Below are 25,392 nucleotides of genomic sequence, written 5' to 3'. Positions count from 1 at the left end.
CGCTTCTTATGGAATCTGTTGAGACAGACTGAATGTCTGAATGATTTGAGCAGCAGGAATGAAGCGCATATTATTTGCTCTCAGTTGTTGGGAGTGGTTGATGGATAAATTACTGGGCTTGTTGGCAGACGGGCAGTTTCATTCCGGTGAAGATCTGGGTGAGCAGCTTGGGATCAGTCGGGCCGCTGTCTGGAAAAAACTGAAAGCGATTGAAGAGCTTGGCCTGGCAGTGGATTCTGTGCGAGGTAAAGGTTACCGCCTCGGCAGTGGTATTGATCTTCTTGATAATAAAAAGATTCAGAGCAATATAGATGTAGACGTTCGAAATAAATCTGAAGTCCATACCTGCTTTATTACGGAATCAACCAATGATCTTGTTCGTAACCTGGGCTCGGTTCCTGCCGGAGTCACCCGTTTTTGTCTGGCAGAGTATCAAGCAAGAGGGCGAGGGCGACGGGGTCGGGTATGGAGCAGTCCTTTTGGGTCAACAATAAGCTTGTCTGCCCTTTGGCAGAGTGGTGAGGGAACGGCTTCGCTGGAAGGGCTCAGTCTTGCGGTAGGTCTGGCCGTTGTAAAAGCACTGGAAACATTGGGAGCCAGAGAATTAAAGCTTAAATGGCCCAATGACGTTCTCTGGCAGGGTAAAAAACTCTGTGGTGTGTTACTGGAAGTCCATGGAGATCCCATGGGTGAGTGTGATGTGGTGATCGGAATAGGCATTAATGTCCGTTTAAGTGATGGGCAGCTGGAGTCCGTGAGTCAGCCGGCTGTTGATCTTTTCCGGGTATGTGGCAAGACGGTGAGCCGAAATGCGGTCGCAGGGCAGTTAATCAATACCCTGACTCATTTGCTCGATGGATTTGGACAAGGTGGCTTTAGACTGTTCAGGGAGCAATGGTGCGAATACGATGCCTATCGTGGCAAGGAAGTTACGTTAATGGCTTCTAACCGATCCGTAACAGGGCGTTATATGGGAGTGGATGATCAGGGGGGGCTGCTGCTCGAGACAGTTTCTGGTCTTCATATTTTTAATGGTGGAGAAGTGTCATTACGTCAATCATGAACGAGCTCATCGATAGACAGTTGCAGCTGGATGCCGGAAATACCCGGCTTAAATGGCGTCTGATGGTCGGTGGTGCTTCCGCTCAATCGGGCTTCATTCATAATGATGCTGACTGGCAGATTATCTTGTCCCTGCTTCTGGAAGAGTTGGGAACTCTTGACTCCATTGCTATTTCAACAGTCTCAGGGAACGCAAGATTAGAGCAGTTAGTGCGCATTTTGTCAGAAGCTACCGGCGTGGAGCCATTTATTGCTAAAACCCGAAAAAGCTTTGCTGGTCTTACAGTTATCTATAAAGAAGTAGAAAGGTTGGGTGTAGATCGGTGGCTGGCCATGCTGGCGGCACATGCTCATTCTCTGCACAATACTAAAATCGTTGTCAGTTGTGGTACAGCTATTACAGTGGATGTGATTGATGGTCACGGAAACCATCAGGGAGGATTCATTGTTCCGGGTATCCGCTTGATGAAAAAAGCTCTGGCCGTCAATACGGCCAATCTCGATAACATTGAGCATCCTGCAGAAGCAACAGCATTGGGAACCGTCACTTCAGAATGTATTAACCATGGTGTTCTGGCTATGGCAGTATCTTTCATTCATGAGACCTGTCTTAAATGGCCGGGCGCCCGTTTGTTTCTGACCGGCGGCGATGCTTCTTTGTTGCAAACTCACATAAAGGAAGAAATAGAGCAGGTGCTGATTGAAGAGCTGGTTCTGGATGGACTCTCGATTGCCTTTGAAAGACAATAATGTTTTTTAATCACCCAGATTTAAAATTAATGGGAAGTCATACTGTTTATAAAAGCTGTTTATAGAAGCTATTTATAGAGTTTAACTTCCAAAATTCGGTTTTTAGTATGCGCTGGATCGTCCTGGTACTTCTCTTTGCCAATGCCGGCTATTTTGTCTGGGGCTATTATCATCAGTCCCATAAGCCCTACCGGGCTGTAAACGTAGGTGCCGAAGTTTCTGTACAGGCAGGTAAAAGATTGATGCTGCTCTCTGAGGTAGCATCAGAACTCCCTGTGCAAACGCGGGAGAAAAAAACGACAAAGAAAGTCGCTGAAGCCCAGTGTCTTGTAGTGGGGCCTTTTGAATCCTCTGCAAAAGCAGACCATCTGCAGCAGAAACTCTTTTCTCTGGGTATTTCGAGCAGGGAGCGTTCTGACAACGAGGCAGTACTTGCTGACTACTGGGTGCATATTCCTCCCCGAAGTAATCGGCAGTCGGCAATAAGGTTGTTAAGAGAGTTGCAGGGGCAGGGAATAGACAGTTTTGTGATTACCCAGGGTGAGCTGGCTAATGGCATATCTCTGGGGTTATTCAGCAAGGAAGTTTCGGCGAATGAAGTCAGTCGTCGTGTACAAGAGGCGGGTTATGAACCCGCTATTAAAAGGCTACCCCGTGAGCCTGAAACATTCTGGCTGGAGATGACAGATTCAGAAGCAAAGAAGTTAAGCGTCGGTTTCTGGGAGAGGCAGGCTGACGAATACAATGATCTGAAAATGCTGGAAAAAAACTGCAAAAGCGTTGCATCCGACGATTCGATTCACTAATATACGCCTGCGCTTCAGGGCGGCTAGACAAGACAAGCTTTCTGCATAGTTGGCAGGGAACGGGCTTGACATTGAAATGCTCCTGAATAGAATGGCGCAGCACTTGGTGGGGTTCCCGAGCGGCCAAAGGGATCAGACTGTAAATCTGACGCGAAAGCTTCGCTGGTTCGAATCCAGCCCCCACCACCAGATTTCTAAGTCTTCTTTCTTGTAAGTTGGCTTGATAAGTGGGCATACTGCATGATGTAGGTCCTGCTTTGCGGGTATAGTTCAATGGTAGAACCTCAGCCTTCCAAGCTGATGATGCGGGTTCGATCCCCGCTACCCGCTCCATTAATTCTGATTTAAGTGCTCTTGTAGCTCAGTTGGTAGAGCGCACCCTTGGTAAGGGTGAGGTCGGCAGTTCAAATCTGCTCAAGAGCTCCATATGGTGTAAAGGGGGGTGGATTCCTCCTGTTGGTTGCCTCTGTTTATGGGGTTTAAAAAAGAATAAGACTTTTCAGCTTGATTGGGGTCGATTATAATTGATCGGTCCTTGTATCGGGGTAGGTATCACAAGACTGCTCAAAGATACAGGCCAGTAGTTCAATTGGTAGAGCACCGGTCTCCAAAACCGGGGGTTGGGGGTTCGATTCCCTCCTGGCCTGCCATTTCTATATTATGTCAGTATAATTTCTGGCAAAGCTTTTCCGAATAGAGATAGTCAACCGATGAGTGGAAAACCTGAAGTAGCACCTAAAGGACGACTGGATGGCCTCATGTGGGCCCTTGTTGCGGTTCTGATGGCCGCTGGTGTTGGTGGGAATGTTTACTTTGGTGAGTATTCTGTTCTCTACAGGGCGCTGGCTTTGGTGGCCTTGGCTGCAGTGGCCGGGTTTGTTGCGCTTCAAACCGTAAAAGGTGATGCTTTTTGGACGCTGGTCAAGGAAGCTAAGGTTGAGATTCGCAAAGTAGTCTGGCCGACTCGTCAGGAAACTGTTCAGACCACGCTGATTGTTGTAGCTGTGGTTGTAATTATGGGGCTCATTTTGTGGGCGCTTGATTCTCTGCTAGGCTGGATTATCAGCAGCCTGATTGGATAGGGATAAATAATGGCGAAACGTTGGTATGTGGTTCATGCCTACTCCGGCTACGAAAAGCAGGTGATGCGTTCGCTGATTGAGCGCGTAAAGCTTCACGGTATGGAGGACCTCTTTGGTGAGATTTTGGTGCCTACCGAAGAAGTGGTTGAAATCAGAAACGGTCAGAAGCGTAAAAGTGAGCGTAAATTCTTCCCTGGATATGTATTAGTCCAGATGGAAATGAACGAAGATAGCTGGCATCTTATTAAAGATACCCCTCGGGTCATGGGTTTTATTGGTGGTACGGCGGACAAGCCTGCACCAATCACCGAAAAAGAGGCGGATGCCATACTGCAGCGTGTTCAGGAAGGTGTTGAGAAACCACGTCCCAAGACGCTGTTTGAACCTGGTGAGATGGTTAGAGTCATTGATGGGCCGTTTGCGGACTTCAATGGTGTGGTGGAAGAAGTGAACTACGAGAAGAGCCGTCTGCATGTTGCGGTAATGATCTTCGGTCGCTCTACACCGGTTGAGCTGGAGTTTGTCCAGGTTGAAAAAGTTTGATCAGTCTTGAGCGGGTCTTGAGGCATAACAGACTTTAAAAAATTCAAGACCCTGTGCTGCGTAAGTAGTGCAGGGTTTTTATCTGAAGGGCGCAAGCCCTGAACGGGTAGCTGAGGCAGTCTGGTGGAAGCCGAAAGTGACTGTTAAAGCGAAGACCCACTATTGAGGTTGATATGGCTAAAAAAGTCGAAGCTTACATCAAACTGCAGGTGCCTGCAGGTAAAGCTAATCCTTCACCACCTGTAGGTCCTGCTCTGGGTCAACACGGCGTGAACATCATGGAGTTTTGTAAGGCGTTCAACGCAAAGACTCAAGAGATGGATGCTGGTATGCCGATTCCGGTAATAATTACCGTATACGGCGATCGAAGCTTCACCTTTGAGACCAAGACTCCGCCTGCATCTGTTCTGCTGAAGAAAGTTCTGAAATTGAAGAAAGGCTCCGGTCGCCCTAACACTGAAAAAGTGGGTACTGCTACTCGTGAGCAGCTTCTGGAAGTGGCCAAGATCAAAGAGCCTGATCTGACTGCAGCAGACGAGGACGCGGCAATTCGCACCATTGCTGGTTCTGCTCGTTCCATGGGTGTCAACGTGGAGGGTGTGGAATAATGGCTAAGATGACCAAGCGCGCCAAGATGATAGCTGAGAAGGTTGTAGCTGAAAAGGCATACTCCTTCGAAGAAGCTGCTAACGTCCTGAAGGAAGTATCCAGCGTTAAGTTCAAAGAATCCGTTGAGATTTCTGTAAATCTGGGTGTGGATCCTCGTAAATCCGATCAGGTAGTTCGTGGTTCTACCGTTCTGCCTGCAGGAACTGGTAAAGACGTTCGTGTTGCTGTATTCACACAGGGCGCTAACGCTGAAGCAGCTAAAGAAGCCGGTGCTGACATCGTTGGTATGGATGATCTGGCTGCTCAGGTCAAAGCGGGCGAAATGAACTTTGACGTAGTTATTGCTTCTCCGGATGCGATGCGCGTTGTAGGTCAGCTTGGCCAGATTCTGGGTCCGCGCGGCCTGATGCCTAACCCGAAAGTTGGTACTGTTACTCCAAATGTTGCTGAAGCGGTTAAAAACGCCAAGGCCGGTCAGGTACGTTTCCGTACTGACAAGAACGGTATTATCCATGCGGGCATCGGTAAAATCGATTTTGAAGCGGGCTCCCTTCAAGAGAACGCTGAAGCACTGCTGGCTGAATTGAAGAAGCTGAAGCCTTCTTCCAGTAAGGGTGTTTACATGAAGAAAGTCACTCTGTCCTCTACCATGGGCCCGGGTCTGACTATCGACATGAGCTCCCTGAATATCTAATATTCACAGCTTTGCTGAAAACAGCCCGGAGCTGAGAGTCAGCCCTGAGCTGGTTAACGAATAGTGGAAAGCTGCAGGCAGGATATCTGCAGTATCCGAAAGACTTTGGGGTCTCCGGTTTTCGGAGGCCGTCAAAGATCGTAGGTGTGAAGATCTGTGCCTGTTAAATCAGGGTTGGGCCAGGAGGCCTGACAAAAAGATCGACGCTTAATTTCCTGCGTAGACGGTGAGCAATACAAAAGACTGTTTCAGTATTTTGTTATTAACCCTTCACCGTATTGTAACTGCCCGGTTACTCAGTGGCTGAATAGCCGGGTGTTAACTTCATAATTTGGAGTAAAGCCAATGGCGTTAGGACTCGAAGACAAGAAGGCGATTGTCGCCGAAGTCAGCGAGGCTGCACAAAGCGCTCTGTCGGCTGTAATCGCGGACTACCGTGGTCTCACGGTTGACCAGATGACTCAACTGCGTAAGCAGGCTCGTGAAGGTAACGTATACCTGAAGGTTGTACGTAATACCTTGGCCAGGCGCGCTGTTGAAGGTACTGATTTTGAGTGCCTGCAAGACTCTCTGGTTGGTCCAACTGTGCTGGCCTTCTCTCAGGAAGATCCGGGCGCTGCTGCGCGTCTGATTAAGGACTTCGCTAAAGAGAACGATGCTCTGGAAGTTAAGGCTCTGTCCATCTCTGGACAGCTTCTGGGAGCAGAACAGATTGATGTTCTGGCCAAGATGCCTACTCTGGATCAGGCTCGCGCGATGCTGATGAGTGTAATGATTGCACCTGTAACCAAGCTGGCCAGAACTCTGAACGAGTTCCCAAGCAGCATTACACGTGTAATGGCAGCTGTTGCCGACGAGAAAAAGAAAGCCGCCTAAGCCTCTTGGCAGGCATTAAAGCCCTTAGTGCGTGGGAGGCCTTTAATCCGGGTGCTCTCCAGCTGGCTGATTTTTTCTCTTATTTAATGAATTCCGGGGTTTTACCCCAAAAAAGATTTTTGGAGACATACAATGGCTCTGTCTAAAGAAGATATCCTGAATGCAATCGCTGAAATGTCCGTAATGGACGTTGTTGAGCTGGTTGAAGCTATGGAAGAGAAGTTCGGCGTTTCTGCTGCTGCTGCAGTTGCTGCTGCCCCTGCTGCTGCTGGCGACGCTGGCGCTGCGGCTGCCGAACAGACTGAATTCGACGTAATTCTGACTGCTGCTGGCGACAAGAAAGTAAACGTAATTAAGGTTGTTCGCGGCGCGACTGGCTTGGGTCTGAAAGAAGCTAAAGCTGTTGTAGATGGCGCTCCTGCTCCTCTGAAAGAAGGCGTGAGCAAGGAAGAAGCTGAAGACCTGAAGAAGCAGCTGGAAGAAGCTGGCGCTTCCGTAGAAGTTAAGTAATTCTACGACAGCGTTGAAATATCCAGAGCCTATTGCATAATAGACTCAGGTGGCTGGTGCCTCTATGGTACCGGCCTTTTTCCGTTGTATGAGCTATATCGTTCCATGCTGGATGGCAGTGTTCGATGGCTTATTAAATTGATGGGATTCAGATCGGTATTGGCACAGGCTGAACTGTGTGTTACCGCCGAAGTAAATCTCCATCAATCTGAGAAAGTTGCAGTGTCATTGGCAGAGTGGGAGCCTTACCGGAAATCGACAGCTCGGATCATGATCCGTTGGAGCGCAATTTCCGGTCAGATTCTCAGAATGAAAGCCCTGCTTTCATTCTGGACGCTAAAGCTCATGCAACGGTAACGGTTGAAATCACCGTTTTTTAATTGGGTATCAAAAGGGGGCCACCCGCCCTCAATAAACCTAGATGGCCAGGCCAGACGGTCTGAAGCCAGAACCAGGTGACCAAGCTGGGGAACGCTGATGGCATACTCGTATACAGAGAAAAAACGCATCCGCAAAGACTTCGGCAAACTGCCGCATGTCATGAATGTGCCCTATCTTCTGGCTATTCAGCTTGATTCTTATCACAAGCTGCTGCAGTCCGGAAAAGAGCCGACCGCACGTGAAGACATTGGTCTTCATGCTGCATTCAAATCCGTATTTCCAATCGTAAGCTACTCTGGAAATGCGGCGCTGGAATACGTGAGCTACAGGCTCGGTACTCCTGCGTTTGATGTCAAGGAATGTCAACTTCGAGGTGTAACTTACGCAGTACCTCTGCGGGTGAAAGTGCGCCTTATCATTTATGACAAAGACTCTGCCAACAAGGCAATCAAAGATATCAAGGAACAGGAAGTTTACATGGGCGAAATTCCGCTCATGACTGAGAACGGTACCTTTGTAATCAATGGTACTGAGCGTGTTATCGTATCTCAGCTTCATCGTTCTCCTGGTGTATTCTTTGACCACGATCGTGGTAAAACACACTCTTCAGGCAAGCTGCTATACTCCGCTCGTGTTATTCCTTACCGTGGCTCATGGCTGGACTTCGAGTTCGATCCCAAGGACATGCTTTACGTGCGTATCGACCGTCGTCGTAAGCTGCCTGCTACGATCCTTCTGCGTGCTCTGGGCATGAGTAATGAAGAGATCCTGAACTACTTCTTCGATACTGTAGATTTCAGCATCGGTGCTGAAAGTGTCAGTACCGAGTTTGCCGCCGAGCGTCTGCGTGGTGAAGCTGCAAGCTTTGATATTAAAGACGGTGAAGGCAATGTTCTGGTTGAACAGGGGCGTCGTGTTACTGCACGTCACATCCGTCAGCTGAAAAAAGCCAATATTGAACAGCTGGAAGCTCCCGTTGAGTACATTTACGGAAAAGTCCTGGCCAAAACCGTTATAGATTCCGCGACCGGTGAGATCATTGTTGATTGCAACACTGAAATTACCCTGGAAGTATACGAAAAGCTGCTGGCAGCTGGTATCAAGCAGGTTGAAACCCTGTACATCAATGAACTGGATTGCGGTTCATATATTTCCGATACGCTGCGCAGTGACACTACTACAAACCGTCTGGAAGCTCTGGTAGAAATCTACCGCATGATGCGTCCTGGCGAGCCACCCACTCAAGAAGCAGCAGAAACCCTGTTTGGTAACCTGTTCTTCTCTGCAGAGCGTTATGACCTCTCAGCTGTAGGTCGTATGAAATTCAATCGTCGTCTGGGTCGTGAAGAAGACATCGGTTCCGGTGTTCTGGACAACACCGATATTGTTGATGTTCTGAAGACGTTGGTAGACATCCGAAATGGTCAGGGTATCTGTGACGATATTGACCATCTGGGTAACCGTCGCGTCCGTTCTGTGGGTGAAATGGCTGAAAACCAGTTCCGTGTCGGCCTGGTTCGTGTTGAGCGTGCCGTTAAGGAACGTCTGAGTCTGGCAGAGTCTGAAGGCCTGATGCCTCAGGATCTGATTAACGCCAAGCCTGTTGCAGCGGCTATCAAGGAATTCTTCGGCTCCAGCCAGTTGTCCCAGTTTATGGATCAGAACAACCCGCTGTCCGAGGTGACTCACAAGCGTCGTGTATCAGCACTCGGCCCGGGTGGTTTGACCCGTGAGCGTGCCGGCTTTGAAGTTCGGGACGTACACCCGACTCACTACGGTCGTGTATGCCCTATTGAAACGCCTGAAGGTCCGAACATCGGTCTGATCAACTCTTTGGCGACCTATGCCCGTACTAACGATTATGGTTTCCTGGAGTCTCCTTACCGCAAGGTAGTAGATGGCAAGGTAACTGATGATATTGATTACCTCTCTGCCATCGAAGAAGGTGAGTATGTTATCGCTCAGGCTTCTGCGAAAATGGACGACAGTAATAACCTGACTGAAGAGCTGGTTAACGTCCGTCACCGTAACGAATTTACTCTGATGGGTCCTGAAAAAGTCCAGTACATGGACGTTTCGACCAAGCAGGTGGTATCCGTTGCGGCATCCCTTATTCCATTCCTCGAGCACGACGATGCTAACCGTGCTTTGATGGGATCGAACATGCAACGTCAGGCCGTTCCAACCCTGCGTGCCGACAAGCCTCTGGTAGGTACTGGCATGGAGCGTAACGTAGCTTCTGACTCCGGTGTTTGCGTTGTTGCCCAGCGTGGCGGTGTGATTGATACCGTTGACGCTGCCAAGATCGTTGTTCGTGTCAACAACGACGAGTTGCAACCAGGTGAGGCCGGTGTCGATATCTACAACCTGACCAAGTATACCCGTTCTAACCAGAATACCTGTATTAACCAGCGTTCTCTGGTTCGTGCCGGTGAAACCATCGCTCGTGGTGATATTCTGGCTGACGGCCCATCTGTAGACATGGGTGAGCTGGCTCTGGGTCAGAACATGCGCGTAGCCTTCATGCCATGGAACGGTTACAACTTTGAGGACTCGATCCTTATTTCCGAGCGCGTTGTACAGGAAGACCGCTTCACCACGATCCATATTCAGGAACTGACCTGTGTGGCTCGTGACACCAAGCTGGGACCGGAAGAAATTACTTCTGATATTCCTAATGTCGGTGAGTCTGCACTGAACAAACTGGATGAAGCTGGTATTGTTCATGTTGGTGCTGAAGTAGGTGCCGGTGACATTCTGGTCGGTAAGGTAACTCCTAAAGGCGAAACCCAGCTGACTCCGGAAGAAAAACTGCTGCGTGCGATCTTCGGTGAGAAGGCTTCCGACGTTAAAGATACTTCCTTGCGTGTGCCAACTTCTGTTAAGGGTACCGTCATCGACGTACAGGTATTCACCCGCGACGGCGTTGAAAAAGACAGTCGTGCCCAGGGCATCGAAAAGGCGGCTCTGGACGAATACCGCAAGGACTTGAACGAAGAGTTCCGTATCGTTGAAGAAGATACCTTCGATCGTCTGCGTGAAGCTCTGCGTGGTCAGCCTGTCGACCGTGGTCCTGGCCTGAGCAAGGGCAACACCATCACTGACGAATTCCTGAATGATCTGGAACACGAACAGTGGTTCCGTCTGTCCATGTCTGACGAGGCCCTGAACGAACAGCTGGATCTGGCTAAAGAACAGCTGAAAGAACGTCGTGCACAGCTCGACGAGCGCTTCGAAGACAAGAAGAAAAAGCTGCAGACCGGTGATGACATGGCGCCTGGCGTCCTGAAAATTGTCAAGGTTTATCTGGCTATCAAGCGTCGCATTCAGCCAGGTGACAAAATGGCGGGTCGTCACGGTAACAAGGGGGTTATCTCCATCATCATGCCTGTCGAGGACATGCCCTATGATGAAGAAGGTAATCCGGTTGATATCGTACTTAACCCGCTGGGTGTACCGTCTCGGATGAACGTAGGGCAGGTTCTGGAAACTCACTTGGGAGCTGCGGCTCGCGGTCTGGGTCACAAGATCAACCGCATGATCGAGTCTCAGAAGAAAGTCGCTGAAATCCGTGAATTCCTGGATCAGGTCTATAACGGAGTGGGTGGCGGACGTGTTGAGGAGTTGGACAAGTTCACTGACGAAGAAGTCATGGAACTGGCCAACAACCTGCGCGGCGGTGTACCGATGGCTACTTCAGTATTTGATGGAGCCAAAGAGTCTGAAGTTAAGGAACTGCTGCGTCTGGCAGACCTGAGCGACACGGGACAGGTAAAATTGCACGACGGCCGTACTGGCGATGCCTTTGACCGTCCTGTCACTGTGGGCTACATGTACATGCTGAAGCTCAACCACTTGGTTGATGATAAAATGCACGCACGTTCTACAGGCTCCTACTCTCTGGTTACTCAGCAACCGCTGGGTGGTAAGGCCCAGTTCGGTGGTCAGCGTTTCGGTGAGATGGAGGTATGGGCACTGGAAGCCTACGGTGCTGCCTACACCCTGCAGGAAATGCTGACTGTTAAGTCTGATGATGTGACCGGGCGTACCAAGATGTATAAAAACATTGTCGATGGTGATCATCGAATGGAAGCCGGGATGCCCGAATCCTTCAACGTACTGTTGAAAGAGATTCGCTCTCTGGGTATCGACATTGAGCTGGACACCGAATAACGAATACGTGAAATCCGCCGGTCAGGCATAGTCTGGCCAGCAGGTGGATCGAGGAGATGCGATCTTGAAAGACCTACTGAATCTACTCAAGACCCAGGGTCAAACCGAAGAGTTTGACTCGATTCGTATCGGTCTGGCTTCCCCAGAAATGGTACGTTCCTGGTCTTACGGTGAAGTTAAAAAGCCGGAAACAATCAACTACCGTACGTTCAAGCCTGAGCGTGACGGCCTTTTCTGTGCCAAGATCTTTGGTCCGGTCAAGGACTACGAGTGCTTGTGCGGTAAATACAAGCGTCTTAAGCACCGTGGTGTCATCTGTGAAAAATGTGGTGTAGAAGTTGCGCTGGCGAAAGTGCGTCGTGACCGTATGGGTCACATCGAACTGGCCAGCCCTGTTGCTCACATCTGGTTCCTGAAGTCTCTGCCATCCCGTATCGGTCTGTTATTGGACATGACCCTGCGTGATATCGAGCGGGTACTGTACTTTGAGTCTTACGTAGTGATTGATCCGGGTATGACGACCCTGGAGAAAAACCAGCTGCTGAACGATGAGCAGTACTACGAGGCTCTGGAAGAGTTTGGTGACGACTTTGATGCCCGTATGGGTGCTGAAGCCATCAAAGCTCTGTTGGCTGACATCGAGCTGGGTGAAGAAGTTGACATGCTGCGTGAAGAAATTCCGCAGACCAATTCCGAAACCAAACTGAAGAAACTGAGCAAACGTCTGAAACTGCTGGAAGCTTTCCACAAATCAGGTAACAACCCTGAGTGGATGATTCTGACTGTTCTGCCGGTTCTGCCACCCGATCTGCGTCCTCTGGTGCCGTTGGATGGTGGTCGCTTTGCGACGTCTGACCTGAATGACCTTTACCGTCGTGTAATCAACCGTAACAACCGTCTGAAGCGTCTGCTCGATCTTAATGCTCCAGACATCATTGTCCGCAATGAAAAGCGTATGCTGCAGGAATCTGTAGACGCGCTGCTGGATAATGGTCGTCGCGGTCGTGCTATCACCGGTTCCAATAAGCGTCCCCTGAAATCCCTGGCTGACATGATCAAGGGTAAACAGGGCCGTTTCCGTCAGAACCTGCTCGGTAAGCGTGTTGACTACTCTGGCCGTTCTGTAATCACCGTAGGTCCTACCCTGCGTCTGCACCAGTGTGGTCTGCCCAAGAAAATGGCTCTGGAGCTCTTCAAGCCATTCATTTTCGGCAAGTTGGAAGCCAAAGGTCTGGCGACCACCATCAAAGCTGCCAAGAAGATGGTAGAGCGTGAAACCCCTGAGGTTTGGGACGTTCTGGCTGATGTAATCCGAGAACACCCGGTGATGCTGAACCGTGCACCTACACTGCACCGTCTCGGTATCCAGGCGTTCGAACCGGTTCTGATCGAAGGTAAGGCGATTCAACTGCATCCGCTGGTGTGTGCGGCTTATAACGCTGACTTTGATGGTGACCAGATGGCGGTACACGTACCTCTGACTCTGGAAGCTCAACTGGAAGCCCGTGCCCTGATGATGTCTACCAACAACATTCTGGCACCAGCAAGTGGCGAACCTATTATCGTACCTTCCCAGGACGTAGTACTGGGTCTTTATTACATCACCCGTGACCGTATTAACGCCAGGGGTGAAGGCATGGCCTTCGTTGACGTAAACGAAGCCCTGCGTGCCTACCGTACCGGTCATGCTGATCTCCATGCCCGTATCAAGGTACGTGTTGCTGAAAAGTACAAAGACGACGACGGCGTAGAGCACAGCAACGCTTTCCTGGCAGATACTACCATTGGTCGTATCCTGTTATGGGAAATCGTACCTGAAGGTCTGCCTTTCGAACTGGTCAACCAGACCATGAAGAAGAAGGCGATCTCCCGTCTGCTGAATACCTGTTATCGCAACGTGGGTCTCAAGGAAACCGTTATCTTCGCTGACCAGATGCTGTATATGGGCTTCCATTATGCGACGATTTCCGGTTCCTCAATCGGTGTTAACGACTTTGTTATCCCGGGCGACAAGAGCCGTATCATTGATGACGCTAACGAAGAAGTGCGTGAGATTGAAAACCAGTTTGCTTCCGGTCTGGTGACACAGGGTGAGAAGTACAACAAGGTGATCGACATCTGGTCCCGTGCCAACGAATTGCTGGCCAAGCGCATGATGGACAACCTGAAGTCCGACACCGTGATCAACCGTCAGGGTGAAGAGGAAGAACAGGAATCCTTCAACAGCGTTTACATGATGGCCGACTCCGGTGCTCGTGGTAGTGCTGCACAGATTCGTCAGCTGGCCGGTATGCGTGGTCTGATGGCCAAGCCGGATGGCTCCATCATCGAAACGCCGATTACCGCAAACTTCCGTGAAGGTCTGAACGTACTGCAGTACTTCATCTCTACTCACGGTGCTCGTAAAGGTCTGGCAGACACCGCTCTGAAAACAGCGAACTCCGGTTACCTGACCCGTCGTCTGGTAGACGTTGCCCAGGATTTGGTAGTGACTGAAGACGACTGTGGCACTGTCCGTGGTCTGCAGATGACTCCGCACATCGAAGGTGGTGAAGTCGTAGAACCTCTGGGTGAACGTATCCTGGGTCGTGTGGTTGCTGAAGATGTACTCAAGCCGGGTGCAGAGAATGAAATCGCTGTACCTGCCGGTACCCTGATCGATGAGGCCTGGGTTAAGCGCCTGGAGCTGATGAACGTTGACGAAGTCAGGGTTCGTTCTCCAATTACCTGTGAAACCCGCTACGGCATCTGTTCCAAGTGTTATGGCCGTGACCTGGGTCGTGGACACCTGGTTAACAAAGGGGAAGCGGTCGGCGTTATCGCTGCCCAGTCAATCGGTGAGCCCGGTACCCAGCTGACCATGCGTACCTTCCACATCGGTGGTGCTGCATCCCGTGCATCTGCACAGGACAACATCTCTGTTAAGAACAAGGGTACCGCCCGTCTGCTGAACCTGAAGCACGTTGAGCGTAAAGACGGTGCGCTAGTTGCTGTAAGCCGTTCTGGTCAGCTCGCTATCGCAGATGAATTCGGACGTGAGCGTGAGCGTTACAAGCTGCCATACGGTGCGGTTCTGTCTGTCAAGGACGGTATTGAAGTAGAAGCCGGTCAGATAGTGGCCAAGTGGGACCCACACACCCACCCCATCGTGACCGAACTGTCCGGTACCGTTAAGTTTCTGGGCATGGAAGAAGGCATTACCGTCAAGACTCAGACGGATGAGTTGACCGGTTTGTCCAACATCGAAGTTCTGGATCCTAAGGATCGTCCTTCTGCTGGAAAGGATATCCGTCCTGCTATCCAGTTGCTGGATGCTAATGGCAAAGAACTGAAGCTGCCAAATACTGATGTAACAGCACAGTACTTCCTGCCTGCGAACGCTCTGGTGAACCTGGCCGACGGCGCGACGGTAGAAATTGGTGACGTAGTTGCTCGTATTCCGCAGCAGTCCGGCGGTAACAAGGACATCACCGGTGGTCTACCACGAGTGGCCGACCTGTTTGAAGCCCGTAAGCCCAAAGAGCACTCTATCCTTGCGGAAATCACTGGTACCATCGGTTTTGGTAAAGAGACCAAGGGCAAGAAGCGTCTGGTCATCACCCCGAACGATGGCAGCGATCCTTATGAGGAGCTGATTCCGAAGTGGCGTCACCTGAACGTGTTCGAAGGTGAACAGGTGACCAAGGGTGAAGTTATTTCTGACGGTCCTACGAACCCCCACGACATTCTGCGTCTACTTGGCGTTGGTGAGCTGGCCCGTTACATCGTTAACGAAATCCAGGATGTATACCGTCTGCAGGGCGTTAAGATTAACGACAAGCACATCGAAACCATTCTGCGTCAGATGCTGCGTAAAGTTGAAGTGACCGACACCGGTGATTCTTCTCTGATCCGCGGTGACCAGTTAGAACTGACCACTGTTCTGGAAGAAAACGAGAAGCTGGGCGATCAGGATCAGATTCTTGCCAAGTACGACAGGGTTCTGCTAGGTATCACCAAGGCATCTCTGGCCACTGAGTCCTTCATCTCTGCGGCTTCCTTCCAGGAAACCACAAGAGTTCTGACCGAAGCAGCTGTTACCGGTAAGCGTGACTACCTGCGTGGTCTGAAGGAGAACGTAGTCGTGGGTCGTCTGATTCCTGCAGGTACAGGTCTGACTTACCACGAAGAACGTCGTAAGGGTCGTGAAGAGCCTGAGTTTGAAGTACCGAGCAAGGTATCTGCTTCTGAAGTTGAAGCGGCTCTGTCTGAAGCTCTTAACTTCGGCGAGGTGTAAAAATAGGCTGACGCCTGTTTTTATACAGTGAGCTAAATGAGAGAGGCTGCCTTCGAGTGGCCTTTCTTATTTTCACAGAGCCAGTTGCTGTCTCGTAAATGTTCAACGATGGCTTTTATTTACCTGTAGTTTGGTACGCTCTGACGCAGACACGGTAAGCTATTTCTATGTAACGCAATTTCGTGACAACCAATAGCAAGGGCAGGTTGGTTGAACGAGTGCTGCTGCTTATTTCCCAGCCAGCCAGATATAAAATTGGCTTTCTGATATTCCAAGGCCAATGATAGCGCCAGCGTGGAGATTGTTAAGGTCGGTCATTGTCATAGCCATAAACCTCTCAACATCTCCGATGCCATTGTTCAGGCAGAATTGTTCGATAAGTTGAGCCGCATCTTGACGGTGTAAATTATCGCGGATGACCTGACCCATGACCTGTTTTCTCAACTGTCGGTGTTGGACTCGGAAGGCATCGATCTCTCCCAGTGACTTTTTGACAACTTCGTACTGATTGCAGGAGCGAAGATAAGCCCAGGCAAATAGATCCAGCATAGGGCTGATGTCATTAAATTCATAAATTGCCAGCAGTGCGGCAATATAGTCATCGCGGGGGACATCGGTAAAGCTTAGAGGGCATAGATTCTGCTTGATAAATGGGATATTACAAGTCAGGCGAGAGGTGCGCTTATTGACATCTTCAAATGCCTGCAAGTATGAAAGATGCACCAGAAGAAAGAAGCTCTGTTCGAATGGGTCTTCTATTTTATTGGCTTTGACCATTATCAGTTCCAGCATTTCTCTAAGGATATGAGGGTTTTCGAGAGGCGTGTAACTTGATTTTCCTATTTCGACGGTTACTGTTCGGATGTTACCGCAACTCTGTGGATTTGCCAGTAAGTCCTGGGAGAGGAGGTTGTGCAGGTTGAATAGAGTAAAACTGTCGAGTTTGATCAATTCTGCATTTTCAATGAGAAACAGAATTGCTTCTTTGTGATTCATAATCATCACGGTTTCTTCATGAATTTTTCCATCAGCCGTAATGCCATTTTCAATCAGCTTCTGAGTGTCAAGTTTTGAGTAAGTATTTCCCTCAAGTCGACTTGAGTTGTAAGACAGGTCAATCAGAAGTCTCTGACATATCTGACGGGCGTAGGTGCCAGCGGCTAACTGTTGATCAAAGCGTTTACCTTTCAGGAATAGTTGTCTGCGAATGTCATAAGGGACATAACTTGTTTCGTTAGGGACATAAGCTTCGATAAATTCCCTGTTATAGGACACTCTCGTCCGGGCATGCAGCGGTGTTTCCAGCAAATAAAGAGCATTCTGGCTATTGGGGCTGAAAATTAAGCTCGATTTGTCCTTATTTTGTCTCTTACTATCGGTTCGGGAAAGATGAGTCGGATAGTACTTTGTTGTTCTTTTGTTTCCTTCTTTTGCAATAACTCCGTTAGCACAAAGGCTGTTTAACCGTCTCTGTAATGTCTTGTTATTTATAGAAAAAGAAAGTAGATCTGAGATCTCCTTTCGAGCCAGACCACTTGAATTCAGCTCTATAACTTTAATGATTTCATGAAGTTGATCGCCAATACTTAACGTCATCATTGTCTCTTAAATGTGTCCCTTAAAATCCTATTCGGACAATTATAGGACATGTAAAGGACAAATAAAGGAGATTCTGGGACGTTTAAAGGCAGACTGACCTTAGACCGCAAATTTCATTTGAAATGAGCCTGAAAGACAATGGAATAAACGCCTCCCGTCACTCTGACAAATGCGTCATTTTCATGCATTGGACGAATGTATAACTTATCGCCAGAACTGCTTCTTTGCACATCGCTAAGAGCGGTTGTGATCATTACGTGCCTGGGCTCTGTTGCAGGCTGTTGTGAGTTAAGAAATGTTCCTGCACTTGCGAGGTTATATAATCCCTCCGTGGTAACAAATGGTGTTCGTTGATTGTCACTGAGCTGCTTATAATATGCAGCTAATGGAGAGTCTGGTACTTCGAAGGCTTCATGGTGTAGATAGTGGTTCCCATCGTTTGTTCGTATCAGAAACCTTGTGAATATAGCCTGCCTGATGACAGCTATATAGTTCACCATTCCTATTGGCTTATCTATTAGAATTTTTCTTATTTCACCTTGATTGTTTTTGTATTCAAATTGATTGTTAGAAATCTTTTTTATTTCAGCAGCAGTAGAAATAAACGAGATAAATAAAAATATTATCATTGATCTTTTCACTGTGATTCTCTCTTGAAAATTTTACTTTGATTCGGCCTCGATCACAGTTAATCAACATTAGCACAAATACACTATTCAAGCAGTCACATAGTAAATGCTATCTGCTCATTCGCTGCGCCCAGCCGATCGTATAAGGCGGCTGAAGCAGGCATTATATTTTTCTACCAATTATCGAGAAAGGTAATAATATGAAGAAATGCTTTTTTGAGGAACGAGTTGATGGAAACAGCTTGCTATGTCTGTGTTAAACAGCAACCGGCTCAGGAGAAAAGCCCTCTTTTTTAAACTTGAGAGGTTTAGAGATAAAACCTTCAACAGACGACTGACTACAGGCAATAAAAGACTCACTGAACATTCACGAGACATCAACAACCTCATGATGTAGTCTACGGTGTCAAGCTTGATGCTCTTGAGGAGTTGCTGTGGCGGGAAATAATTTCACAAAATTTATAGGTCGAAAAGGCAAGGTTTATAACGCTCGCTGGGAGGTGGCATTTGACCGCATCCTCACGCCTTTTGAAGAATTTATCCATCGTCAAACGACCAGCGGTATCCTTCTGATGATCTGCGCTGTCATCGCTCTGGTGATCGCGAACAGTAATCTGTACCCCCTCTATGAACAGATCCTGAAAACCTACGCCGGAGTCTCATTCGGCGACGGTGGTCTGAAGATGTCTGTTCACCATTGGGTCAATGATGGCTTGATGGCTTTTTTCTTTTTCCATGTTGGTCTCGAACTCAAGCGTGAATTCCTTGTCGGTGAGCTTTCCGACCTCAAGCATGCCGTATTGCCTATCATGGCGGCGATTGGTGGTATGGTGGTGCCCGCACTGATCTATGCCGGTATCAACCCGAGCGGTGTTGCTGCAGACGGCTGGGGCATTCCAATGGCAACGGATATTGCTTTTGCTGTTGGTACTTGTGCGCTGCTGGGTGGTCGTGTTCCTAAAAGCCTGATTACCTTCCTGGTGGCCCTGGCCATTGTGGATGACCTGGGCGCTATCATGATCATTGCCGTCTTCTATACCAACGAAATCAATCAGCTTGCTTTGCTATGGGCTGCAGGATTTACTGCATTATTATGGGGTCTCAATGCTTCCGGTATTCGTAGTCCATTGCCTTATCTGCTAATAGGTGCGGGCCTCTGGTTTCAGCTCTACGAAGCAGGTATTCATGCGACATTGGCTGGTGTTATTACCGCTTTTGCCATACCGGCAAAACCCAAATACGATCCAGTTGCATTCAGCTTTCAGGTAAAAAATCTGATTCGACGATTTGACCGGAGTTACCGCCCTGGTGAAGATGTTCTGCGAAATGAAAAAGTGCTGGCTTACGTTCGGGCTCTGGGTAATGGTGCCCGCCTTGCAGAAGCTCCACTGCAGAAAATAGAAACGGGTCTGCACCTGCCTGTTACCTATATCGTCATTCCTATTTTTGCCTTGGCTAACGCCGGTATACCCTTTAATGTATTCTCCGGGGATACCGAGATTTTCAATAACGTCACTCTGGGTGTTACTCTGGGTCTGGTATTAGGGAAGTTAATTGGTATTGCCGGTGCTACCTGGGTAGGCTGGAAACTGGGATGGGGTGATTTGCCACATGAATGTAACTTCCTGCATATTGTCGGTGTTGCCTTCCTGGGCGGAATTGGTTTCACCATGTCTATCTTCATATCAGAGCTGGCATTTGCTGGCAGCCCCAATGATCTGGTACTGGCAAAAGCAGGGGTTCTGATTGCCTCCCTGATCGCGGGTATTGCAGGCTTTATCTGTTTGACTAAAGCTTCTCCAAAGGCTGATGAAAAGGCTACTGCTGAGCAGGCTTGAAGTCAGACTATTATCTGAGAACGAATAACCCGGAGTTGGCTCCGGGTTTGTTTTTTAGGGATATAGTTACGGCTCTCGCCATTGCAACATAATTCCTTGAAAGTGTTGTTCAAAGACTCGCAATATACGAAAGAGTTTCTGGATGGCGCTGGACCAGCCTAAGCAGGGTAACGACCTGACCATTGGGTACACTGCGCCCTTGCTCCCAGTTCTCCAGGGTGCGGACAGAGGTATGCAGCAAGCGTGCAAACACGCCTCTGGACATATTAAACGTTTCACGAATACCGACAATCTCATCTGGTGAGATGCTCAACTCGCCTTTATCGTCTACCTGATGGCTTCTCAGCGTCAACTTACCTTCTGAGTGCTCCCTGGCTTCAGCAAGAGCAGAGCTGAGTTCCGAGAATAAATCACGATTGCTCATTACGCCATGCCACCATAAATAGTCTTAACTTTTTCCTCTGACTGGCAGTCAGGTCTGTCATTTCATTTTTGCTGTACAGGGTCAGCAGATAAAAGCGCTGATGTTCATCCAGATAATAATAAATGACTCGTAAACCACCGCGTCTGCCTTTACCCTTGCCAGCAAAGCGCATCTTACCCCGGAGGCATAATTTTTAATGCTAACACGTTACACAAAAGTATAAATTTCTCAGCTGCTTGAAATATTTTAGGATTTGCATTTGCCGCTGATGCAGATGCTACGAAGTAAAGAAAAAGTAATGTTAATAACTTCCTCATCATAAACTGCCTTTATCGATGGTCAGAGCGTTTCAAGGTAGCATTTTTTTTGAGAAATATGACAGCGGGGTATTCCTTTATGCTATAGCCTCTCCAGTGGTGGGACGAGAAAAGCCAGTTTTTGTCGTCTTTGTGTCAACAATGTCATTAAATAGTCATTTGTAACCGTTATAAAAAGCCCTGATCAAATTGAATAAAATCAGGAATCTCAATGGAACTGAAACTCGCTCGCAACGCTATCACTCTGGCAGCTCCCTTCATTTTGGCTGGCTGTTCAATGGTTCAGGAAAACGTTGAAGTTTCCCATCCCACCATGGAGCCGATCGCTCGATATGCTTCTGGCAGTTACCATAAAGGGGCTGCAGAGATTGTGGCCTGGCATAAAGCCAGTCAATCTATCTATGTTGTCAACGCCCTGGATAAAACCGTAGATATTCTCAGCGGTAAATCACTCAAGGGGCAGCCACTGGCTAATCCGACCATGGATTCCAATATACTCAAAATTGGCAAGATCAATCTTGAATCCAGTATTGACGGCATGAAGCTGGGCACCGCCAACAGCGTTTCTGTTCATGGCGATCTGCTGGCTGTTGCTGTTGAAAATAGTGACAAACAAAAGAAAGGCGTTGTCATTGTTTATAAGCTCGATTCTGAAGGTGGCGCTGTATTCAGTGACTATAAGGTTGTAGGTGCACTGCCTGATATGGTGACCTTTACGCCCGATGGAAAATACCTGCTGACAGCAAACGAAGGTGAACCCTCATCGGATTACAAAATTGACCCGGAAGGTTCAGTCAGTGTCGTCAAGGTTACCTCTGAAGGCAAACTGGAAGAACCACGTCATGCTACTTTCACTGCTTTCAACAAGGGGTACTCCAGAAACAGTGAGCTGCCAGAGGATGTCAGGGTTTTTGGTCGTGATGCTTCTGTGGCTCAGGATCTTGAGCCCGAGTACATAGCCGTTTCTGATGATTCCAGAACAGCGTACGTCTCTCTGCAGGAAAACAATGCCCTGGCATTGGTTGATATTGCCAATGCTCGCATTGATTCTATTGTTCCCCTTGGTTACAAGGATTATGGTCAGTTTGCGATGGATGCCAGCAATAAAGACGGTGGTGTGAATCTGCAAAAATGGAGTGGTGTCTATGGTATGTATCAGCCAGATACCATTGCTACCTATTCCGTAGAAGGTAAAACCTATGTTGTAACAGCCAACGAAGGTGATGCCAGAGATTATTGGTACAAAGCTGCTTCTGAAGCTCAATGTCTGGCTTCTGGTGGTCTGAAATACGATGATGAAGACGGTTGCCTGGGGTTCACAGAAGAAGTTCGTACCAAAAAGGTTAAGGTGGCCCTGGAGCATCCTAACGCTGAAGCAGCCAAAGACCAGAAAAAGCTGGCTCGTCTGAAAATTACCAACACTCTGGGTGATTCGGATAACGACGGCAAGTTTGAAGAACTTTACTCCTACGGAGCACGCTCATTTTCTATCTGGAACGAAACAGGTGAGCTGGTCTATGACTCAGGCAGCGACTTTGAAGAAGTGACGGCTGCTGTGCTGGGTAAACACTTCAACAATAATGACGAAGAAACCAAAGGTGATAACCGCAGTGACGACAAAGGCCCTGAGCCAGAGGCATTGGCTGTGGGTGAGATTGATGGACGTCAATATGCGTTTATTGGTCTGGAACGAACCGGCGGTGTCCTGATGTACGACGTGACTCATCCTGAAAAAGCCAAGTTTGTCAGCTATGTCTACAACCGTGATTTTTCAGTTGATACTGAGAAAGAACCAGAAAAAGCGGGGGATGTTTCTCCGGAGGGTATGAAGTTTGTAGAAGCCACTGACAGTCCAACTGGAAAGCCTTTATTGATAATCGGTCATGAAGTCTCTGGTTCTACACTGGTATATCAGGTAGATTGATTAGACGTGCCTTTCGGTAGATTATTATCGTTTTTGTCTTCAAAGGGTTGAGGGTTGCCAGAGAATTTCCGGCAACCCTTGTTTAAAGTGAAGCTCTGTTCAGATGACGGTGATTTTTTCGACTTCTATCTCGGTTGTTTCAAAAGCACCGCTTTCTACTTCGCCCAAAATCTTAACTTTGGTCTTTTCATTGATCTGCACCTGAGGCATGTCTCTGGATTCAATCTCTACCTGAATGCTGTCGTTGCCATCTGAAAAGGTGTAGGTTTCATCGTCGATTTTGTTGGTCAGGTAACCGGTAAGTTCCACCTGGGAGTCATCAACCGGGTTTTCGATGATGGAAGCAACATCATTGATCCTGGGTGTGCTGCTGGGCCCGGTGTATTCAGCAAATGCGTTGCCAGTGGTCAGTGCGATCGTTGAAGCAGCGAGGAAAGCAGATAGTGTCTTATTCATGGTTTCAATCTCCGGTTTTCTTTCGAAATGGGTATTTGTGTAAAAGGTGGGCTTAGATTAATCGAAAGCAGTTAACCGGAAGATGAGTGAATCATTAAACTTTTTTCATAAAAGAAAAAACTGTGGCTTCAGGGGCCAAGCTTCCAGGTAGTAACCGGCAGTTTATAGTGCTCCAGAACCTGTTGTAAGCGTTCCCAATATTCATGGTCGGATGGTTTTCTCAGAATCAACACAATCCCAGCCTGTTTTTTGGTCAGCATTCCATAGGCAAGAGACTGGCCGATGGCTTCAGGCCATTTGTTGGCAAAATCCATTTCGATGGCGTGAAGGTCAGTTATGCAATCGACACGTCTACCGTCGTCGAGTCTGGCTTCAACTTCTCCGCCTCTACCTTCGCACCAGACCTTCTGATACCAGAGCTCGGGTTCCGATGCCCAGGCCAGATTGACAAGCAGAAGCGATAAAAAAATCGTAAGGAGGCGCGGCAGTGTCGTTAACATGTGCTCAATCCATTGAGTCAATGTTTTAACGCTACCTGTCACGGCTGCTCAGTGCAATGCTTTAAGACCCAAAGGGAATTATCTATCGCCTTCCGGGAGAGGAAAAGCACCTTGATGACAGAACGAGTTAAAAATCCAAGTATTCATACGGAACTAAAACCAAATTTAAGTATCTAATATTGTTGAAAGCAACTGAAAATATAATAGGAGGTCTTTGATATGAATAGTCTTAACGGTGATATAAGAACAATATGTCAAGATACAAAACATTGTGAAAGCAACACTCCAAGCACTCTAAATTGTGGAAATGCTTCTGGTAGATCATGCACGCAGGCAGGGCTGGAAAGAAGTAACCAAATAAACTGCCATCTCTGTCGAGAACAATTATCTGGTGATGATATAGAGATAGAACAAATTCCATTGCAGAAACGCATGGTAACTATTTTGGAACGAACTACTAAATTTATTCGCGAGACTGTTGACATGTTTGCTCACCCAACTCCCTCGCTTCTTGTTGGGATTGCTGGCGGGGCTACCGCAGCTGTAGCTGCATTAGTTGCAGATGAGTACAATGGTGGGATTGGCGCTTCTATGTTTATTACTTGTACTACCGGCGTTTCCGTGAGTATTCTTGAATGGGAGCGTCAATTGACTGTCGAACTTGCTACTGGTATTGCTACTGGTGTTGCTTCTGGTATTGCTACTTCTGTCTTTATGGGAAAGCCCGCAGCTGTCTGTTTAGCTACCGTGTCTGTTGTCAAGGTTGCTGCCAATTATCTCGTAAGAAATCATTAAAATGATTTGCTGAGCAATTTTGAAGCATATTCTCCTGGCTCATCCCTCAGTCACTGGTGCCAGATTTAATTGACAAGAGCCATGAACAAAAGAAGGAAGGAATCATTTCTGTTTTCAATAGACAATGGCTCGGAGGAAAACAAAGTTAAAGGATGACACCCTTGATGTCGTCATCTTTACGATCCAGATAGTGGATAGACTTGATACGATGGATCGTACGGGATTTACCACGAATCACCAGTGTTTCGGTTTCTGCGATATTACCTTGGCGGGAAACACCTTCCAGCAGGTCGCCCCTGGTAATACCGGTGGCCGGGGTGTCGTCAGCCAGTAAAGCAAGATCCTGTTGATGTCCTGCCTCATCGCCCAAAAGGGGATTATCTATCGCCTTCCGGGAGAGAAAAAACACCTTGATGACAGAACGAGTTAAAAATCCAAGTATTTATAAGGAACTAAAACCAAAAATAAGTATCTAATAATGTAATAAGCGAAAAAGTATAATAGGGGGTTTTGCTATGAATGGTGATTGCAGAGTTGATGATATTAAGTGCGCAATATGTTTTGACACAGCAAAATGCGACAGCATCGAACTAAAATGCGGGCATGCTTTTGGTAAATCATGCATGCAGAAATGGTTGGCAAGGAATGACAAAAAAAACTGCCACTTCTGTCGAAAAGAATTAACTGATATTGATTTAAAAAAGATAGGGAAAATTCCATTGCATGAACGCATGGTAGTTATTTTGGAAAGAACTATTAAATTTATTCGCGAGACTGTTGACATGACTGTTGACATGTTTGTTCACCCAAATCCCTCGCTTCTTGTTGGGATTGCTGGCGGGGCTACCGCAACTTTAGCTGCAGTAGTTGCAGATGAGAACGATGCTGGGATTGGCGCTTCTATTTTTATTAGTTGTACTATCGGCGGTTTCGTGAGTATTCATGAATGGGAGCGTCAATTGACTGTCGAACTTGCTACTGGTTTTGCTACTGGTGTTGCTACTTTTGTCTCTATGGGAAAGCCCGCAGCTTTCAGTTTAGCTGCCGTGTCTGTTGTCAAGCTTGCTGCCAATTATCTTGTAAGAAATCATTAAAATGATTTGCTGAGCTATTTTGAAGCATATTCTCCTGGCTGATCCCTCAGTCAC

The 25,392-nt window shown here is 48.0% G+C and carries 21 protein-coding genes and 4 tRNA genes; 19 read left to right on the top strand and 6 right to left on the bottom strand.

Features of this window, described 5'->3' with window-relative positions; genetic code table 11:
• The first annotated feature begins 100 nt into the window (after positions 1-100).
• The 15 genes from birA to rpoC all read left to right on the top strand — a co-directional run bounded on the left by birA (position 101) and on the right by rpoC (position 15,762).
• Entirely contained in the window at positions 101-1,063 is a 963-nt protein-coding gene (gene birA / locus ACO6V5_RS16645) for a bifunctional biotin--[acetyl-CoA-carboxylase] ligase/biotin operon repressor BirA (protein ID WP_422409990.1), read from the top strand.
• Complete coding sequence (locus ACO6V5_RS16640) at positions 1,060-1,812, top strand: type III pantothenate kinase (protein WP_422409992.1); 753 nt, start codon at positions 1,060-1,062, stop codon at positions 1,810-1,812. The genes birA and ACO6V5_RS16640 overlap by 4 nt, the downstream gene beginning before the upstream one ends.
• A 107-nt stretch (positions 1,813-1,919) precedes the next feature.
• Complete coding sequence (locus tag ACO6V5_RS16635; RefSeq protein WP_422139761.1) at positions 1,920-2,618, top strand: SPOR domain-containing protein; 699 nt, start codon at positions 1,920-1,922, stop codon at positions 2,616-2,618.
• Positions 2,619-2,723: 105 nt separating this feature from the next.
• A tRNA-Tyr gene (locus ACO6V5_RS16630) sits at positions 2,724-2,807 on the top strand.
• 70 nt (positions 2,808-2,877) lie between these two features.
• Positions 2,878-2,951: transfer RNA gene (locus tag ACO6V5_RS16625), tRNA-Gly, on the top strand.
• A 17-nt stretch (positions 2,952-2,968) separates the two neighbouring features.
• Positions 2,969-3,044 (top strand) — tRNA-Thr (locus ACO6V5_RS16620).
• A gap of 148 nt (positions 3,045-3,192) precedes the next feature.
• Positions 3,193-3,268, top strand: a tRNA-Trp gene (locus tag ACO6V5_RS16615).
• A gap of 60 nt (positions 3,269-3,328) precedes the next feature.
• A complete protein-coding gene (gene secE, locus ACO6V5_RS16610) occupies positions 3,329-3,700 on the top strand; it encodes a preprotein translocase subunit SecE (RefSeq protein ID WP_422136662.1) in 372 nt (123 codons plus the stop codon).
• 9 nt (positions 3,701-3,709) lie between these two features.
• Entirely contained in the window at positions 3,710-4,243 is a 534-nt protein-coding gene (gene nusG, locus ACO6V5_RS16605) for a transcription termination/antitermination protein NusG (protein ID WP_317143703.1), read from the top strand.
• A 173-nt stretch (positions 4,244-4,416) separates the two neighbouring features.
• On the top strand, positions 4,417-4,851 hold the full coding sequence (rplK, locus tag ACO6V5_RS16600; protein WP_252177357.1) for a 50S ribosomal protein L11: 435 nt from the start codon (positions 4,417-4,419) through the stop codon (positions 4,849-4,851).
• Positions 4,851-5,546: a 50S ribosomal protein L1 gene (gene rplA, locus ACO6V5_RS16595; protein WP_422136663.1), complete on the top strand. Its 696-nt coding sequence runs from the start codon at positions 4,851-4,853 to the stop codon at positions 5,544-5,546. Before rplK ends, rplA begins: the two co-directional genes overlap by 1 nt.
• A 345-nt stretch (positions 5,547-5,891) precedes the next feature.
• Positions 5,892-6,422, top strand: a complete 531-nt coding sequence (rplJ, locus tag ACO6V5_RS16590; protein WP_317143700.1) for a 50S ribosomal protein L10 — start codon at positions 5,892-5,894, stop codon at positions 6,420-6,422.
• Between the two features lie 132 nt (positions 6,423-6,554).
• On the top strand, positions 6,555-6,932 hold the full coding sequence (rplL, locus tag ACO6V5_RS16585) for a 50S ribosomal protein L7/L12 (RefSeq protein WP_422136664.1): 378 nt from the start codon (positions 6,555-6,557) through the stop codon (positions 6,930-6,932).
• 477 nt (positions 6,933-7,409) lie between these two features.
• A complete protein-coding gene (rpoB, locus tag ACO6V5_RS16580) occupies positions 7,410-11,486 on the top strand; it encodes a DNA-directed RNA polymerase subunit beta (protein ID WP_422136665.1) in 4,077 nt (1,358 codons plus the stop codon).
• A gap of 64 nt (positions 11,487-11,550) precedes the next feature.
• Positions 11,551-15,762 (top strand): DNA-directed RNA polymerase subunit beta', encoded by a 4,212-nt coding sequence (gene rpoC, locus ACO6V5_RS16575; protein ID WP_422136666.1) that lies wholly within the window; start codon positions 11,551-11,553, stop codon positions 15,760-15,762.
• 228 nt (positions 15,763-15,990) lie between these two features.
• On the opposite strand, the gene ACO6V5_RS16570 is transcribed toward rpoC, so the two are convergent.
• Both ACO6V5_RS16570 and ACO6V5_RS16565 read right to left on the bottom strand, forming a co-directional pair.
• The gene (locus tag ACO6V5_RS16570) at positions 15,991-17,358 is read right to left on the bottom strand and encodes a Fic family protein (protein ID WP_422442139.1); all 1,368 of its coding nucleotides are present in this window, start codon (positions 17,356-17,358) and stop codon (positions 15,991-15,993) included.
• 116 nt (positions 17,359-17,474) lie between these two features.
• Positions 17,475-18,002, bottom strand: coding sequence for a hypothetical protein (locus ACO6V5_RS16565; protein WP_422139766.1), 528 nt, complete (start codon positions 18,000-18,002; stop codon positions 17,475-17,477).
• 422 nt (positions 18,003-18,424) lie between these two features.
• On the opposite strand from ACO6V5_RS16565, the gene nhaA reads away from it, so the two are divergent.
• A complete protein-coding gene (gene nhaA / locus ACO6V5_RS16560) occupies positions 18,425-19,828 on the top strand; it encodes a Na+/H+ antiporter NhaA (RefSeq protein ID WP_422409998.1) in 1,404 nt (467 codons plus the stop codon).
• A 109-nt stretch (positions 19,829-19,937) separates the two neighbouring features.
• On the opposite strand, the gene ACO6V5_RS16555 is transcribed toward nhaA, so the two are convergent.
• A complete protein-coding gene (locus tag ACO6V5_RS16555; protein ID WP_422136670.1) occupies positions 19,938-20,252 on the bottom strand; it encodes a helix-turn-helix domain-containing protein in 315 nt (104 codons plus the stop codon).
• A gap of 528 nt (positions 20,253-20,780) precedes the next feature.
• Between ACO6V5_RS16555 and ACO6V5_RS16550 the strand changes: the two genes are divergently transcribed.
• Positions 20,781-22,493 carry a choice-of-anchor I family protein gene (locus ACO6V5_RS16550; protein WP_422410001.1) on the top strand — a complete coding sequence of 571 codons (1,713 nt, stop codon included), beginning with the start codon at positions 20,781-20,783 and terminating at the stop codon, positions 22,491-22,493.
• 99 nt (positions 22,494-22,592) lie between these two features.
• Here the strand turns inward: ACO6V5_RS16550 and ACO6V5_RS16545 are convergent, their stop codons facing one another.
• Together ACO6V5_RS16545 and ACO6V5_RS16540 are read right to left on the bottom strand one after the other, a co-directional pair.
• Positions 22,593-22,949, bottom strand: a complete 357-nt coding sequence (locus ACO6V5_RS16545; protein WP_422136672.1) for a YgiW/YdeI family stress tolerance OB fold protein — start codon at positions 22,947-22,949, stop codon at positions 22,593-22,595.
• Positions 22,950-23,077: 128 nt separating this feature from the next.
• Positions 23,078-23,491 carry a hypothetical protein gene (locus ACO6V5_RS16540; protein WP_422410003.1) on the bottom strand — a complete coding sequence of 138 codons (414 nt, stop codon included), beginning with the start codon at positions 23,489-23,491 and terminating at the stop codon, positions 23,078-23,080.
• 177 nt (positions 23,492-23,668) lie between these two features.
• Between ACO6V5_RS16540 and ACO6V5_RS16535 the strand changes: the two genes are divergently transcribed.
• On the top strand, positions 23,669-24,244 hold the full coding sequence (locus ACO6V5_RS16535; RefSeq protein ID WP_422410005.1) for a hypothetical protein: 576 nt from the start codon (positions 23,669-23,671) through the stop codon (positions 24,242-24,244).
• Positions 24,245-24,389: 145 nt separating this feature from the next.
• On the opposite strand, the gene ACO6V5_RS16530 is transcribed toward ACO6V5_RS16535, so the two are convergent.
• On the bottom strand, positions 24,390-24,614 hold the full coding sequence (locus ACO6V5_RS16530) for a fructose-bisphosphatase class II (RefSeq protein WP_422410007.1): 225 nt from the start codon (positions 24,612-24,614) through the stop codon (positions 24,390-24,392).
• A 145-nt stretch (positions 24,615-24,759) separates the two neighbouring features.
• On the opposite strand from ACO6V5_RS16530, the gene ACO6V5_RS16525 reads away from it, so the two are divergent.
• Complete coding sequence (locus tag ACO6V5_RS16525) at positions 24,760-25,338, top strand: RING finger domain-containing protein (RefSeq protein WP_422136675.1); 579 nt, start codon at positions 24,760-24,762, stop codon at positions 25,336-25,338.
• The last annotated feature ends 54 nt before the right edge of the window (positions 25,339-25,392 follow it).

The sequence above is a fragment of the Endozoicomonas sp. ALD068 genome, assembly GCF_049310145.1.
Lineage (GTDB): Bacteria > Pseudomonadota > Gammaproteobacteria > Pseudomonadales > Endozoicomonadaceae > Endozoicomonas_A.
Note: the sequence above shows the minus strand (reverse complement) of the source record. Positions and strands in the feature narration are given on the sequence as shown.